Origin of the sequence: Chryseobacterium formosense (genome assembly GCF_900116415.1) — a bacterium.
GTDB classification, from domain to species: domain Bacteria; phylum Bacteroidota; class Bacteroidia; order Flavobacteriales; family Weeksellaceae; genus Chryseobacterium; species Chryseobacterium formosense.
Genome location: NZ_FPAP01000007.1, coordinates 61,838 through 76,138 on the forward strand (window position 1 = coordinate 61,838; position 14,301 = coordinate 76,138).

Annotated in this window: 16 protein-coding genes; 4 read left to right on the plus strand and 12 right to left on the minus strand. The window is 33.5% G+C overall.

Annotated features, from left to right (window positions below; translation table 11 throughout):
* The first annotated feature begins 1 nt into the window (after position 1).
* From BM371_RS19275 to BM371_RS19290, 4 genes are all read left to right on the plus strand, one after another.
* Positions 2 to 256 (plus strand): acyl carrier protein, encoded by a 255-nt coding sequence (locus tag BM371_RS19275; RefSeq protein WP_034676871.1) that lies wholly within the window; start codon positions 2 to 4, stop codon positions 254 to 256.
* Positions 257 to 411: 155 nt separating this feature from the next.
* Positions 412 to 1,296, plus strand: a complete 885-nt coding sequence (locus BM371_RS19280) for an LpxL/LpxP family acyltransferase (RefSeq protein WP_034672608.1) — start codon at positions 412 to 414, stop codon at positions 1,294 to 1,296.
* A 344-nt stretch (positions 1,297 to 1,640) separates the two neighbouring features.
* The gene (locus BM371_RS19285; RefSeq protein WP_034672607.1) at positions 1,641 to 3,176 is read left to right on the plus strand and encodes a phytoene desaturase family protein; all 1,536 of its coding nucleotides are present in this window, start codon (positions 1,641 to 1,643) and stop codon (positions 3,174 to 3,176) included.
* A gap of 88 nt (positions 3,177 to 3,264) precedes the next feature.
* The gene (locus BM371_RS19290) at positions 3,265 to 4,920 is read left to right on the plus strand and encodes an acyl-CoA--6-aminopenicillanic acid acyl-transferase (protein WP_034676869.1); all 1,656 of its coding nucleotides are present in this window, start codon (positions 3,265 to 3,267) and stop codon (positions 4,918 to 4,920) included.
* A 183-nt stretch (positions 4,921 to 5,103) separates the two neighbouring features.
* Here BM371_RS19290 and BM371_RS19295 read toward each other — a convergent pair whose 3' ends face one another.
* The 12 genes from BM371_RS19295 to BM371_RS19350 form a co-directional block, all read right to left on the minus strand.
* Complete coding sequence (locus BM371_RS19295) at positions 5,104 to 6,276, minus strand: DUF2062 domain-containing protein (protein ID WP_034672605.1); 1,173 nt, start codon at positions 6,274 to 6,276, stop codon at positions 5,104 to 5,106.
* 4 nt (positions 6,277 to 6,280) lie between these two features.
* Positions 6,281 to 6,766: a hypothetical protein gene (locus tag BM371_RS19300; RefSeq protein ID WP_034672604.1), complete on the minus strand. Its 486-nt coding sequence runs from the start codon at positions 6,764 to 6,766 to the stop codon at positions 6,281 to 6,283.
* Position 6,767: 1 nt separating this feature from the next.
* A complete protein-coding gene (locus tag BM371_RS19305) occupies positions 6,768 to 7,142 on the minus strand; it encodes a hotdog family protein (protein ID WP_081874513.1) in 375 nt (124 codons plus the stop codon).
* 3 nt (positions 7,143 to 7,145) lie between these two features.
* Positions 7,146 to 7,793, minus strand: a complete 648-nt coding sequence (locus tag BM371_RS19310; protein WP_034672602.1) for a flexirubin biosynthesis protein LolB2 — start codon at positions 7,791 to 7,793, stop codon at positions 7,146 to 7,148.
* Positions 7,759 to 8,385: a flexirubin biosynthesis/transport protein LolA2 gene (locus tag BM371_RS19315; protein ID WP_034676865.1), complete on the minus strand. Its 627-nt coding sequence runs from the start codon at positions 8,383 to 8,385 to the stop codon at positions 7,759 to 7,761. Before BM371_RS19315 ends, BM371_RS19310 begins: the two co-directional genes overlap by 35 nt.
* An 85-nt stretch (positions 8,386 to 8,470) precedes the next feature.
* On the minus strand, positions 8,471 to 9,247 hold the full coding sequence (locus BM371_RS19320; protein WP_034672599.1) for a polysaccharide deacetylase family protein: 777 nt from the start codon (positions 9,245 to 9,247) through the stop codon (positions 8,471 to 8,473).
* A 163-nt stretch (positions 9,248 to 9,410) separates the two neighbouring features.
* Positions 9,411 to 10,472 (minus strand): beta-ketoacyl synthase N-terminal-like domain-containing protein, encoded by a 1,062-nt coding sequence (locus tag BM371_RS19325; protein WP_034672596.1) that lies wholly within the window; start codon positions 10,470 to 10,472, stop codon positions 9,411 to 9,413.
* The gene (locus tag BM371_RS19330) at positions 10,469 to 11,668 is read right to left on the minus strand and encodes a beta-ketoacyl-[acyl-carrier-protein] synthase family protein (RefSeq protein WP_034672595.1); all 1,200 of its coding nucleotides are present in this window, start codon (positions 11,666 to 11,668) and stop codon (positions 10,469 to 10,471) included. The genes BM371_RS19325 and BM371_RS19330 overlap by 4 nt, the downstream gene beginning before the upstream one ends.
* 80 nt (positions 11,669 to 11,748) lie before the next feature.
* Positions 11,749 to 12,006, minus strand: coding sequence for a phosphopantetheine-binding protein (locus BM371_RS19335; RefSeq protein WP_034672593.1), 258 nt, complete (start codon positions 12,004 to 12,006; stop codon positions 11,749 to 11,751).
* Positions 12,007 to 12,151: 145 nt separating this feature from the next.
* Entirely contained in the window at positions 12,152 to 12,691 is a 540-nt protein-coding gene (locus tag BM371_RS19340; RefSeq protein ID WP_081874554.1) for a 3-oxoacyl-ACP synthase, read from the minus strand.
* Positions 12,692 to 12,701: 10 nt separating this feature from the next.
* Positions 12,702 to 13,835 (minus strand): beta-ketoacyl synthase N-terminal-like domain-containing protein, encoded by a 1,134-nt coding sequence (locus BM371_RS19345; protein ID WP_034672589.1) that lies wholly within the window; start codon positions 13,833 to 13,835, stop codon positions 12,702 to 12,704.
* Entirely contained in the window at positions 13,835 to 14,254 is a 420-nt protein-coding gene (locus BM371_RS19350) for an acyl-CoA thioesterase (RefSeq protein WP_083206597.1), read from the minus strand. The genes BM371_RS19345 and BM371_RS19350 overlap by 1 nt, the downstream gene beginning before the upstream one ends.
* Between the last annotated feature and the right edge of the window lie 47 nt (positions 14,255 to 14,301).

Below are 14,301 nucleotides of genomic sequence, written 5' to 3' on the forward strand. Positions count from 1 at the left end.
CATGGAAAGAGAGAAAATTATTACTATTGTTAATGATTTTTTGGTAAACGAATTTGAAGTTGATGGTGATGAAATCAGCAATGAAGCAAATTTTAAGACAACTCTTGGCTTAGACAGCTTAGATTATATTGATATGGTTGTAGTTATCGAATCAAATTTTGGTGTGAAATTAGGCGAAGCAGACTTCAAAAATATCATCACATTCGAAGATTTCTATTCAACAATCGAGAACAAAATCGCAGAAAAAAACGGTTAATTATTGATTTAAATTTATTTTCTATTTAAAATTGGATGTTTTTTCGCTGACTGAGTGAAATCAAAGATTCGAAGGAGTCAAACACCTTTGCAGTGAAAATATTTTCAATCATTTCAAAAAAATCTTTACGAACTTTGCATTAAAAATTAGTTTTTATGAACAAGTGGAAAGGTAAATCTAAAGGCTCCATTTTGGGCTATCAGATTTTCGTCTGGTGTATTAGAAATATCGGAATCCGAAGCTCATATTTCGTTCTGTATTTTGTTGCTTTTTACTACTTTTTATTCGAAAAAAAAAGCAATAAATACTACAGATATTACTTTCAGAAAAGACTCAATTACGGATTTTGGAAGACAAAAATTTCCCTGTTTAAAAGTTACTTCACTTTCGGAACAATTCTGATTGACAAAACTGCCATTTCTGCGGGTTTAAGAAATAAATACACCTACGAATTCGACGGAATAGAAAATTTAAGAAATCTTTTAGCCGAAAAAAAAGGCGGCGTTCTCATCAGTGCACATATCGGAAATTTCGAAATTGCCGAACATTTTTTTGCAGACATTGATTTCGATTGTCAGATCAATTTGGTTACAACCGATCAGGAAGTTACGGTTATTAAAGAATACCTGGAAAGTGTTTCGGTAAAAGCGACCAACATGAAATTCATTTATGTGAAAGAAGACATGTCGCATATTTTCGAGATTAATGAGGCTTTGTCGAAAAACGAACTCATTTGTTTTACAGGCGACCGTTATTTCGAAGGTTCGAAATTTCTTGAAGCAGATTTATTGGGCAAAAGCGCAAAATTTCCGGCCGGACCTTTCATGATTGCGTCAAGATTGGGCGTTCCGGTGGTTTATGTGTACGTGATGAAAGAAAAAAATCTTCATTATCATCTGTATGCAAGAGTTGCCCAAAACGTCAAAAAACGTGATTCACAAGGACTTTTAAACTCCTACACCCAGAATCTTGAATCAATGATTAAAAAATATCCGCTTCAGTGGTTCAATTATTTCGACTTTTGGGATGATGTAGATTGATTTTAAAGAGCCAAGTTAAAAGCAAAAAGAGCCAATAGAATTCATTGAGATACAGATGGAAATTTAAAATAGGTGCGCTTTTAAATCTGTGAAAATCTGTGGAATCTGTGGGAAATCTTTGACTTTTTGACGGACATAAACTTAACAGGCTTTTCCAGAAGCCACTTAGGTTTCCTTATAAGTAAGTAATTTTTCTTTTTGCTGAGTGAAACGCCTCTGAGAACGGAAAATATTTTCAATCATTTCAAAAAAACCTTTGCGAGCTTTGCGTTTTAAACAAGAATATTTATACTAAAAGTTTGATAAACTTTTGTACCTTTTGCCATTAAAACTATAATCAGAATTTGAAAAAAAACTACGACATATTGGTTATTGGAAGCGGATTGGGAGGTCTTGTTTCGGCACTTATTCTGGCGAAACAAGGCCTGAAAGTTTGTGTTTTAGAAAAAAACAATCAATATGGCGGAAATCTTCAGACATTTTCAAGAGATAAATTAATTTTTGATACCGGAGTCCATTACATTGGTGGACTTTCACAAGGACAAAACCTTTATCATTTTTTTTCTTACTTAGAAATTATGAATGACCTCGAACTTCAGAAAATGGATGTTGATGGTTATGATAAGATTACATTCGGGGATGATTCTACAGAATATCCTCATGCGCAAGGTTACACAAATTTTGTTGAACAACTAACACAATTTTTCCCTGATGAAAGACAGAATTTGGAAATCTATTGTCAGGAGATTCAGGAAATATGCAATTATTTTCCGAGATATAATGTTGTAGGCAAAGATAATTATAATGAAGAAATTCTGCATTTGAATACTAAACGTTTCATAGAATCGATTACTTCGAACGAAAAATTGCAGGCTGTTTTACTGGGCTCAAATTTTCTGTATGCAGGAGATTCTGAGAATACACCATTTTACGTTCATGCTTTGACGGTAAATTCTTATATTCAAAGTTCTTATAAATGCGTAAAGGGAGGAAGCCAGATTTCAAAATTACTGATTAGAAAACTGAGAGAATACGGAGCCGAGGTTTTTAAGCATTCTGAAGTTTCAGAAATGATTTTTGATGATAAAGATATTCTAAGGGGAGTAAAAACATCTTCCGGAAAAGAATTTCATGCAAATCTTTTCATTTCAAATATTGAAATTCGGTCAATGATCCAATTAATCGGAGAAAAAAGACTGAAGAAATCGTTCGTTAATAGGGTTTTAAGTTGGCAGCCGATTTCATCTTGTTTCAGTGTGTATTTGGTTTTAAAACCGAATGAGGTTCCGAATTTTAATTATAATATTTACCATTACTCTTCGGAAGATTTAGTCTGGAACGCTTTTAAATACAAAAAAGAAAACTGGCCTGAAACTTATATGCTTTCATCGACGCCTTCGAAAAAAAATGAAGAGTTTGCAGAAAGCTTAACGGCAATTTCCTATATGAGTTTTGAGGAAGTAAAAGAATGGGAAAATACATTCAATACGATCACAGATGAACATGAAAGAGGGCAATTATACGAAAAATTTAAGCTTAAAAAAGCAGAAAAAATGATTGATGCACTGGAAAAGAAATTTCCTGACCTTAGAGCTTCGATTAAAAATATTTATACATCTTCTCCACTTTCTTATCGCGACTATATCGGAAGTTTTGAAGGAAATATGTACGGATATTCCAAAACCTCCGAAAATCCTTTAAAAACAATGGTCTCGCCACGAACGAAGATTAATAATCTTTTTCTTACCGGTCAATCGGTCAATATGCATGGGATTCTGGGCTGTACCATTGGTGCTTTTAATACCTGCGCAGAAATTTTAGGAAAAGAATTGATGGATGAACGATTAAAACAAATGATTCATGAGAATAATGAATTCTAAAAATATTTTTATCATCCATAGCGAAGCGAAGCGCAATGAAGAATCTGACTTAAAAAAAATAGATTTCTCCTTTCGTCGAAAAGACAGAATGTTAATCTTTCTCAGTTTAAACCTTTGTCTCATCCTCACATCTTGTGGAATTCGAAAATCAATAGAACATCTTCCCGACGTACAAAAATATTCTTTAGAAATTCCGAAAGTTGAGAAGGTCAACGATTCTACATTTAGCTTTAACCAAAATTATTTAACGAAGAATAAACAACAGCTTTGGGAATTGTATATCAGAGGAAATCCTCTACAGTTAGGGTATAACAATGGTGCTTTGACGCAAAATTTAATGCAGAAACAGGAAGAAATTTTCTTTTCTAAGGTAGAAGGTTTTGTTCCTTCAAAATTCAAGCAAAACCTTTTGAGGGGATTTCTGAAATGGTACAACCGGAAAATGTATCTGAATGTAAGAAATGATTTTCAGGCTGAGTTGTATGGCTTATCTCATTATTCATCGGAAAAATATAATTTTATTGCTCCAAAATTTCAGAGGAGTATGTATTTGCATGGCGCTCATGATATTGGTCACGCCATGCAGGATCTGATGATGGTGGGTTGTACTTCTCTTGCTGTCTGGAATGAAAATACCGAAGATGGAGATCTATTGATTGGAAGAAATTTTGATTTTTATGTCGGTGATGATTTTGCTAAAAATAAATTGATAGAATTAGTTGAACCCGAAAATGGAATTCCTTATTTGTCGGTAAGCTGGCCCGGAATGGTTGGCGTAGTTTCTGGGATGAATAAAGAAGGAATTACGGTGACAATTAATGCTGGGAAATCGAAAATTCCCTTGACGGCGAAAACTCCGATTTCTTTGGTGACAAGAGAGATTTTACAATATGCAAAGAATATTGATGAAGCAATTGAGATCGCCAAAAAGCGAAAAGTTTTTGTTTCTGAATCGATTTTGGTAGGAAGTGCAAATGACAAAAAAGCGGTGATTATTGAAGTTTCGCCTAAGAATTTCGGTGTTTATGATGTTGCTAATTCGAGCAAGGTTTTTTGTACGAATCATTTTCAGTCGGATGCTTATAAAAATGATAAAAGAAATCAGAAGCATATTGTAGAAAGTCATTCTGAATACCGTTACGAAAAGCTTCAGGAGCTTTTACAGGAAGATAAAAAACTGAATCCTGAAAAAATGGCTGCGATTTTAAGAGATCAATCGGGTTTGAAAGGCGAAAAGATTGGTTACGGCAATGAAAAAGCAATTAATCAGCTTTTGGCACATCATGCAGTGATTTTTTCGCCTGAGAAGAAATTGGTATGGGTTTCGTCAAACCCATACCAATTGGGAGAATTTGTCTGTTATGATTTAAATGAAATTTTTTCAGATAAAAGATTAAAGAGTGGTGAATTCGCAAAATCAAATATGAATATTGCTAAAGATCCTTTTGTGGATTCCCAGGAGTTCGAAAATTATGAGATGTATAAATTAATGCAATCTGAAATAACAGATGCAATTGATAAAGATAATATTGTGTTGAGCGAAGATTTTACACTAGAATATCAATCTTTAAACCCAGATTATTGGTTGGGTTATTATTTAGCCGGAAAATATTATTACAAGCTTCATGATTATCAACGCGCTAAAACTGAATTTGAAAGAGCTTTGACTAAAGAAATTACAACTATTCCTGACAAAGAAAATGTTGGGAAGTATCTGAAAAAAACGTTGAAGAAGTTGAGATAATTTGTAATTATGAGAGAAGTTTAGCCCTGATTGAGCGGCCTGTTTGAGCTCTTTTCTGGTTTTAGTTGCGGCGGCGAAGCCGCCGCAACTAAAACCAGAAAAAGCGAGTAGCGAAAGCAGGAAAAAGCTTCAAATAAAAATTAAATATCAGCTTTTCGACGTAGTCAATAGGCTCCAAAAAAATTAATTATTCTCCGGATTCACTTTATTTAAAAACAAAAAAGTTACAATTCCCGTAATGACAGACATTGTACTTGCTAAAATCAAACTTCCGACAACGTATTGAAGAATGTTATTTTTTACGAGATCAAAATTCCATTCCTGATTGAGAAAATCACTGTTTCCAGATACAAAGGGCGAGCCGAGAAACAGAGAAGCCACGATAATAAAAGGAATGAATGGAGGCAGGCTCACATTGGAAGCGACAAAAGCAAGAACTTTATTTAGTTTGAATAAAACAGCCAGAGAAATCACCAAAAGGGTGTGGAATCCCCAAAAAGGAGAAAAACCAATAAACACACCGAGCGCAATTGAAAAAGCTTTGATGCGGTTTGTTCCTTCACTTTCTAAAACATCTTCTTTGATGAATCTTTTAAAGCTTTTTTTTTTGAAATTATTCACGAAGTTTCGCGGAATAATATAAAGCAAAGTAATGGTCACCAGAATCGTATTCAAAATGCTGATTCGAGTAAAATCTTTGAACGGTCTGAAGTGCGAAACCCTTTCTGCGGGGTCGTACAAGACTTTTATCGGAACATTTTTTACGGGAACGTGTCGCCAGGCTGTTCGTACAATAATTTCGATTTCAAACTCAAACTTTGGAGTAAAATATTTTATCGGAATTTTATGTAGGGGATATAAACGATAACCGGATTGGGTGTCTTCAAGCTTGATCCCGGTTTCAAACCAAAACCAGAAATTTGAAAAACGGTTTCCGAAGCTGCTTTTTTTAGGAATTCCGTCCTGAGACATGTTGCGGTTTCCAATGAGTAAAACATCTTCATTTTCATCAACCAAAGCTTCCACAAAGACAGGAATATCATCGGGATAATGCTGTCCATCAGAATCGATGGTTATCGCATAGTCAAAACCTAATTCTTTGGCTTTTCTAAAACCTGTTTTTAAACCATTGCCTTTTCCTTTGTTTTCCGGAAGATTTAAAACGGTTATTTGAGTATAGTTTTTGAGAATTTCTGAAGTAGAATCGGTAGAACCGTCATTTACAACAATAATATTTTCGGTATAATCTAAAACACCATCAATAACTCTTTTCAGGGTCTTTTCATTGTTGTAAGTTGGAATCAAAACACATATGTTCCTTTCGGAAATTGCGTCTTTAACTTCAGAAAGTATCATTCGTTTATTTTAATGAATTTTTTTCAGCTGCAGTCATTGTTTTAGACTGCATGGCAAATTTTCTGACATATGTTTTTAGTGCAGAATTTTGCTTAGAATAATTACTCAGGATGAAGGTTTTATCTTCTTTAAGATTTTTATTATACCCAACAATTTTCGGAATGTTTTCCTGAACACTCATTCTGATTAATCTCAACTCAACATTGTTTGGATTTGCTTTGATAACACTTTCCAAACTCGTTGCTCCCGATTTTACAAAAGATTTTCTTTTGTTTTTTTCAGTTGTTACTTTGGCTTCCAAAATATCTGCAGCAGCTTTATAGCCAGTGATTATAGGGTCTGAAGAACTTTTTTTATCAGCAATCTCAATAAAGTTTTTTGCACCTTCATTGGAAGAATTGGCTTTTGAATAAGCATTTCTCAAAGTTTCTAAATCCCCACCTTGGAAAAATAAAAATAACCCTGTCAAAAGAGATAATATCAGTTTCATACTATATTTTTGTATAATTAACCGACATTTTTAATGCAATAGTCTCGCCAAATGAGGTTGTGTTTTTTACTTTAACTTCTGTTTCACTTTCACTAATGTTAAGTGACATCGTCAATTCAGGCGTTTCAAATGGGTTGATAATGGCCATGAATTTTACGTTTGATGCCGTTCTTAAAAATAATTTCCTGCCGATAAATTCTTCAGTAAGTTCTTTCACAATCTGCATCATACAAACACCGGGTGTTACCGGATTTCCCGGAAAATGTCCCTTGAAAATATCATGGTCTTTGTGCAGCAGAATATGGGCCGTAAAACCTCCGTTTTCTGCTTTTTCATATGATTGTAAAGTATAAAAATCTGTAAGTATCGTTTGCATTGTTTATTCTGTTTCTGTTTCTGTTTCAGTGATTTGAAATAGTTTTATATTGATTTTGAAATCCTTGTGCTGAATTTCAATCATTTCTGCAAAAGTAGGTTTTTTAGCCTCAAATATAAAATAGATCTTTTCCTTATTACCCTTCGTGTAAACGATTTGTTTCAGTAAGCTGTTTTCCTTATTAAAACTTAGATAATATCCTTTTTTATCGGCTTTAGAATAAAATATATTGGATAAATCATTTTCAAAACTTTCATTCACAGCATATTTTTCCTTTAAAAGCTTCTGAAAGTCATTTTTCAAAAAGTTGATGACAATTTTTTTATCCAAATCAGGAAGAACATAATTGAGCTTAAAATCGTTTTCTGAAATCTCAAAATCAATTAATTTATTTCCAAAATCAGAGGTCATGACGACCCGATGAGTTGTTGCATTAATTTTTTTTAATATTAAAATTCCGCTTACGTGATTATTGTAAATATCCATCTGACATTTATAAACATAATCTTCATTGGAAGAAAAGTATAAATTTTCAACCGTTTTTTCGGAATTGGAAATAGGTTTTACGTCTGTTAATTGGTAGGTTTTACAAGAAACAAACAATAAGAAAATCAGACTATAAACTGAATTCAGAAGCAGCAATCGGCGCATTGATTTTAGTGTTTTTGAAAACAATATTGGTCGTATCACCTGAAGCTTCCATCATATTGACCTGTGAAACCGTCGATTGATTCTTAGGAAAATGAAGTTCAATTTGCTTAATATATTTCAGCAATTGTGCCGATTTCGGAGTAAATTTTGCAATATTGGAATTCGCGTTTTTAAAATAACTCACAGAAAATTCAGAATCATTGAACATTTGTCCGTTCGAACTTCCGACAATCAGTTTATTGATTTTTTCAAACGTTTTACTTTTGGCATCCACCGAAGATTTTTTCCCCTGATCGTTGATGAAAATTTTATTGTCTTTAAAAACAATGCTGTACTGATAAGGCTTTGTGTATTTCCAAGCCAGTATATTCGGTGTTTTTAAAGACATCTTTCCGTACGTTACGATATTTTTATCCAAAAAATCCATCTTTTTGGTTTGGATAAAATCTGCCTGTAAGGTTTTTATCTCTTTTGTTTCTGAAGAAATTTTAGTTACGAATGCTTTTGACTCCGCTGTTGACATCGGTGTGTTTTGTGCAAAAACAAAACTCGAAATTAATAAAAGAGTGCTTAAAGCTATATTTTTAATCATTGATGTACTTTTAAAAGTTGATTCTGATATTTTCATCACTAAGAACACAATAAAAGAAGACCTTACAGATTATCTTTAATGCAATTTACTTGTGTGCATTGTGCAAAAGCTTTGTTCTCTTTGTGGTAAAAATATTTTCAATGGTAAATGTAGAAAATTTTTCGTGCTCCAAAAATAACAATAATTCGACTAAAACATTGTAGGTTTTTTCTGAAGTGTCATGAAGAAGTATTATACTTCCTTTCTTTAATCCTTTTGTAACTTTTCGGTAAATTTTTTTCTCATCTTCTGTAATGGTGTCGAGTGAACGAACATTCCAGCCGATGCTTTTTTTGTGAGTTTTTTTGATGGCTTTTGCAATATTCGGATTGGTGACACCAAAAGGAGGACGGTATAAATCAGTTTTTAAATTTCCTACTTTCAACATCACTTCATCACATTTTTCGATTTCCTCAACCATTTTTGAGGCAGATAAAAATCCGGTTGTATTCGAATGAGAAAGCGTATGATTTCCAATCGTATGACCTTCTGCAATTATTCTTTGAAAAGTTTTGGGATATTTTTCGATCTGTTTTCCGATACAGAAAAAGGTAGCTTTTACATTATTTTCTTTTAGAATATCTAAAAATTTGGGAGTAAATTCGGTGGGACCGTCATCAAAAGTCAAAGCTACTTCTTTGATTTTTGTTCTTTTATGCGTAATGCTGTTGACAAAATATCCTAGTGTAATATCAAAAGAACCCCAAGCTAAAACTACAGTAAACCCAAGGAAACAGAAAAAATACACCCAAAATGTCCCTTGAAACGCGTAAATAAAAACGTTACAGAAAAGATAAAATAAGATAAATGGATAATGTTTCATCTTTTAATTGTTTTTGAGTTTTCTGTTGAAAATACTTATTTTTTTAGCGGTATCTTTGTCATTCAGAGCGAAACGAAGTGTAGCGTGGAATCTAAGCATCGTTAAAATCTATGTCGAGATTCCTACGGAATGACAAACATACTTTTAAATATATCAAGGATTGTTAAACCTTTTCCAACAAAACCAAACTATGATCACTTCCTCCCAAATGATTATACAAAAGAATCGTTTTAATTTCCTCTTTTTCCAAATCATTTATCCTCATCACGTCCGGAATTTCTTGGTTTTTAAGAATATGACAAGCCATAAACGTTGAAAAACCACTTGCTGTATTAAATTCTCCACTCAAATGTTTGTAATACAATAAAGCTGAGCTTTCAAATGAATCCATTGCTTTTGTATAATAAGCATCCGATTTTGCATCTCCGCTGAAACCTAAAATCACAGCATCAATATCATTTTTAGTTAAATTATTCTTAGTTAAAAAATCTTCAATAAATTGTTGAGTTTCGTCTAAATCTAATCTGCTACTGATTTGAATATCTTTTAATTGAGCATAAGAATTTTCTGTTTTGTCTTTTCCTAAAACGAAAAAACTCGCTCCTTCTCCCCAAATAACACCCTCTGTTGTAGAGTTTATATAATCAAGGGGAAGATTTTCTTCTTTTTTAATGGTTTTGTTTAATCTGTACAATTCCATTGTTCGGTTGGTTTGCTCGTCTGTTGAACCTACCAACACGTTTTCAGCTTCGCCATCATTGATTTGTAATTTAGCATCTAAAAATGAAAATTCCAGCGACGAAGAAGTATTCACATAAGTGAAATTGTACGCGTGACATTGCAAACCTAAAGCAATTTGCCCCGCAACGGTATTGTGTGTAGACTGAATAAAGAATGTCGGAGTTAAAAACTCTTCATTATTATCAATCACATTTTTTAAAAATTTTTCAGAATCCTGGGAACAGCCCATTCCTGTTCCAACAATGATGGCATCAGGATTTTCAATTCCGGCTTCTTTCAATGCATATTGAGATGCTACAGAACTCATCTTTACGGTTTTAGACATTCTCCTTATCATCGCAGGCGGAATGAATTCTTTATAAACAGGTTCAATCGCTTTTAAAACCTGAGTTGAATTTTCAGGCTTAAGATTTTGGAAAAAATTTTCATTTAAAGTGTCCTGAACCGATATACAGGCTGCACTGTTGATGTAAACTGGAATCATGATTTCGAGAAAATTAAAGTTGAACAGTTTCCCCCAAAACCAAATGAATTGGAAAGAACGTGGTTGATATTTTTCTCTTTGAGTTCGGTCACAGGTGCCAAATCAAATTCTTCCATCTTTGTTTTAAAATTAAGATTCGGGAAAATGACATTATTTTGAATGGCCAAAAGCGAATAAACGGCTTCAATTCCCGCCGCAGCAGCCAAAGTGTGACCTGTAAAAGCTTTCGTAGAACTGAATTCCGGAACATTATTTTCGCCAAAAATTCTAATCATAGCAATTCCTTCTGAAAGATCATTATTAGGAGTTGCCGTTCCGTGAACGTTGATATAATCGATATTTTCTTTATCTAAACCTGAAACTTTCAATGCTTTTTCCATCGCCAAATAAGCGCCTTGTCCGTTTTCTGAGGAAGCGGTTTGGTGATGCGCATCATTCGCATTTCCGTATCCTGAAAGATAACCAATTACTTTTTTATTTTCTTTTTTCACAATTTCGTCGGATTCCAAAACGATAAAAGCAGCAGCCTCGCCCAAATTCAGACCTTTTCTGTTATTGTCAAAAGGCGTGTTGTAAGAATCAGTCAAAATCATCAGTGTATTAAATCCGTTCAACGTAAACTTTGAAAGTGAATCTGTTCCGCCAACAATTACACGATCTAAAACACCATTTTTAATCAGTTTTGAACCCATCATAATGGCATTGGCTGCAGATGAACAAGCCGTACTGATGGTTGAGACCATACCTTTTAGACCCAAATAATCTGCAATTAGCAAGGATGAATTTCCTGCATCGTGTGCGTCAATATATTTTTGCTTTTCAGGAAAGTCTTCGTAGGTGTAGAAATATTTTTCGGTTACATCCATTCCACCAACGCTGGTTGAGGAAATGAGTCCGGTTTTATATTCATTAATGTCTGAAATTCCGGCACTTTCTACGGCTTCTTTTGCGGCAACCATTCCTAATAAAGAGGTTCTGGTGGCATTATTATCTTCACTTAACTGAAGTTTTTCAACAAGTTCTTCATTAGACAATTTGATTTCGCCAGTTTTGATATTTCCGGCATGACGGGTCTCAAACAAACTAATGTCTGAAATTCCGTGTTTTCCGGATTTTAACGAACTCAAATTTTCCTCAACATTGTTTCCAATGGCGGAAATGATTCCCATTCCTGTTATGGCAATTTTTTGACCCATTTCTACAAAATGTAACAATGTATCAATATAAAAGTTTACTCATTGCTAAACTGGTACATTCATACATTGGTATATTAATTTTATTTTGTTCTGTTTTCTTCAATGAATTTCGCCATGGTGTCGATAGAAGAGAAAATCTCTTTTCCTTTTTTCGGATCGGCTAATTTTATTCCGTATTCTTTATCCAAAAGTACGATCAATTCCAAAGCATCGATAGAATCCAAACCAAGACCACCACCAAATAATGGATCTGTATCTTTGATTTCTTCTACTGCAACATCTTCTAAATTAAGAACTTCGATGATTTTGTGCTTTAATTCTTCTCTTAAGTTTTCCATAAATTTAATTTGAAAATATGTTAACGAGATAATTTGAAAATGTATTATATCAGATATTGATTTGAATTAATATTCTGCTGAATAATTGCTGTATCTTGATTGTAAAATTACATTGTCAAATCAGCACATTTTCAAATTATCAAATTTATAATGTCAGCAAATATACGAAAGCATTATAACTTTCCTGATATAGCTCTACCCAGCCACACAAGACTTTTTCAGCTTTTCCTGATTGCAGAATCTGTGCCGAGTAGTTATTTAAAAATTCTTCATCAAATTCGTCTAAAACAAAAAACGCATTCTCTGTCTGCATTTTATGTTTGATGCTGATTTCACCCACGCAAATATTAGGTAAGGTATAAACAAAAACGGCAGGACTTGGAAAATAATTTTCCTGAGAATTGATGCTTTCCTGATATTTAAAATCGGTGTCTAAACTTGATGATTTATTAGCAAAAACTAAAGCTGTTCTGCTGTGATTTTCATCTTTTAAGATCATTTCAGAGGCGAGAAAAGCCAATTTACTCAAGTTATCCATTTTATGAAATTTAGGATAATTTAATGCTAAACTTTTATAAGCTTCCTTTGAAAATTCTGAAAAATTTTTGGTTTGAGATTCAAAAATAATTTCATTATTGAGAATTATTTTTGACTGTTCTATGGTGCAAATGTCTGTCTTCTTCATCGTTTTCATTTTAACATTTTTCTAAAACAATTGCAGCATTACAACCACCAAAACCTGACGCCGTTTTCAAGATATATTTGATTTCAGCAGGCTGATTTTCTTTTATGATATTTAAAGGTTGGGAAGTTCCCGTTTCTTTAAAGTTTTTAGATGGAATTAAGATATTATTCAAAGCACTTTCCATGGAAATAATGCTTTCTAATAAACCTGATGCGCCTAAACAATGTCCGTAGTAACCTTTCATACTGTTTAAAGGGACATTCTGTAGTTCCATTCTGTTGAAAGCGATGGCTTCCATTTCGTCATTATATATTGTCGCCGTTCCGTGTGCAGAAATAAAATCAATCTGTTCTGTGGAAACTTCGGCTTCTGTCATTGCATTTTTAATGCTCGCAAACAACCCGTCACCCGTTCTTGATGGTCCGGAAATATGGTTTGCATCATTGATGGCTGAATCTCCTAAAACTTTAAAACTAAATTTTCCGTTTTGATTTGGTTTCGAAGTGATATAAACTGCTGCGGTTGCTTCACCAATATTGATTCCGTCACGATTTTTATCATAAGGTTTACAGACTTCTGTTCCGATTGCCTGAAAAGAATTGAAGCCTGAAATTACAAATTCAGAAATTTCATCTCCGGCAACAACAAATGCATCTTTGTGTTTTCCGGCCTGAATCATATTTTTGGCAACGGCAATCGCCATTACTCCAGAAACACAGGCATTTGAAACAACAATGGGTTTTGTTTTAAATCCAAAAAAATCAGCAATTTTCTGAGCTAAATGGGAAAGAAAAACGCCTTCCGGTAAAATAGTTTGATTTTTTAGTAGGCTGATATTTCCTTTTGTTGTCGATAAAATAAAAGCTGTTTCGCCTGAAATTGGATGTCTTTCTATTAAAGGCTTTAAACTTAGCAAAAACATTTTTTCCAATCTCGTGAAATCCTGATAGTCGAAGTTTTTATTAAATTCTTCATTCAGTTTTTCAGTATCAATCACCGAAGCATAAAAAGGGGCTTGATTTTCGATAATTTTATATAAAGCGACGCCTGATTTTCCTTCCAAAAGGGAATTCCAATTGGATGAAACATCAAAACCTAAAGGAGTGACACAATTGTAATTGGTTATGTAAACTTCCTTCCTCATTATAATCCCATTTTGTCTTTCCAAGCCTGAAAAAAATCAGGATTGTATAAACATAAATTATTATCAGAATCTAAGAAAACCTGAATGGTTTCTCCTGAACAAACTAATTTATTTTCTTGGTTAAAAAGCTCGTATCGGTAAATTAATTTCGCTGACGTTGAATTCACAAAAGTTGTCACGATTTTGAAAGTTTCTCCATACTTTAATGGTAGAAAATGTTCACAGGTACTTTTTACGATAGGTGTTACAAATCCTGCTTTCTGAATGTCAAGATAGGTCAAACCGTGCTGCCTTCCGAAAGCTTCTCTTCCGTCTTCAAAATACACGATGTAATGACCGTGCCAAACAATTCCTAAAGGATCTGTTTCATTGAATCTTACACGTACTTCTTCGGTACAAGTTAAATCTTTAGACTGCATTTTGTTTCGTTTTACCACAAGGTTCACAAAGTTATGCACAATGTTCA

Bases quoted from the DNA above. Each gene is read 5' to 3' on its own strand.
- BM371_RS19325 (WP_034672596.1), bottom strand. From the start codon at position 10,472: ATGATTCCAGTTTACATCAACAGTGCAGCCTGTATATCGGTTCAGGAC.
- BM371_RS19315 (WP_034676865.1), bottom strand. From the start codon at position 8,385: ATGATTAAAAATATAGCTTTAAGCACTCTTTTATTAATTTCGAGTTTT.
- BM371_RS19335 (WP_034672593.1), bottom strand. From the start codon at position 12,006: ATGGAAAACTTAAGAGAAGAATTAAAGCACAAAATCATCGAAGTTCTT.
- BM371_RS19290 (WP_034676869.1), top strand. From the start codon at position 3,265: ATGTTAATCTTTCTCAGTTTAAACCTTTGTCTCATCCTCACATCTTGT.
- BM371_RS19340 (WP_081874554.1), bottom strand. From the start codon at position 12,691: ATGAAGAAGACAGACATTTGCACCATAGAACAGTCAAAAATAATTCTC.
- BM371_RS19300 (WP_034672604.1), bottom strand. From the start codon at position 6,766: ATGAAACTGATATTATCTCTTTTGACAGGGTTATTTTTATTTTTCCAA.
- BM371_RS19275 (WP_034676871.1), top strand. From the start codon at position 2: ATGGAAAGAGAGAAAATTATTACTATTGTTAATGATTTTTTGGTAAAC.
- BM371_RS19305 (WP_081874513.1), bottom strand. From the start codon at position 7,142: ATGCAAACGATACTTACAGATTTTTATACTTTACAATCATATGAAAAA.
- BM371_RS19310 (WP_034672602.1), bottom strand. From the start codon at position 7,793: ATGCGCCGATTGCTGCTTCTGAATTCAGTTTATAGTCTGATTTTCTTA.
- BM371_RS19330 (WP_034672595.1), bottom strand. From the start codon at position 11,668: ATGGGTCAAAAAATTGCCATAACAGGAATGGGAATCATTTCCGCCATT.
- BM371_RS19345 (WP_034672589.1), bottom strand. From the start codon at position 13,835: ATGAGGAAGGAAGTTTACATAACCAATTACAATTGTGTCACTCCTTTA.
- BM371_RS19320 (WP_034672599.1), bottom strand. From the start codon at position 9,247: ATGAAACATTATCCATTTATCTTATTTTATCTTTTCTGTAACGTTTTT.
- BM371_RS19295 (WP_034672605.1), bottom strand. From the start codon at position 6,276: ATGATACTTTCTGAAGTTAAAGACGCAATTTCCGAAAGGAACATATGT.
- BM371_RS19350 (WP_083206597.1), bottom strand. From the start codon at position 14,254: ATGCAGTCTAAAGATTTAACTTGTACCGAAGAAGTACGTGTAAGATTC.
- BM371_RS19280 (WP_034672608.1), top strand. From the start codon at position 412: ATGAACAAGTGGAAAGGTAAATCTAAAGGCTCCATTTTGGGCTATCAG.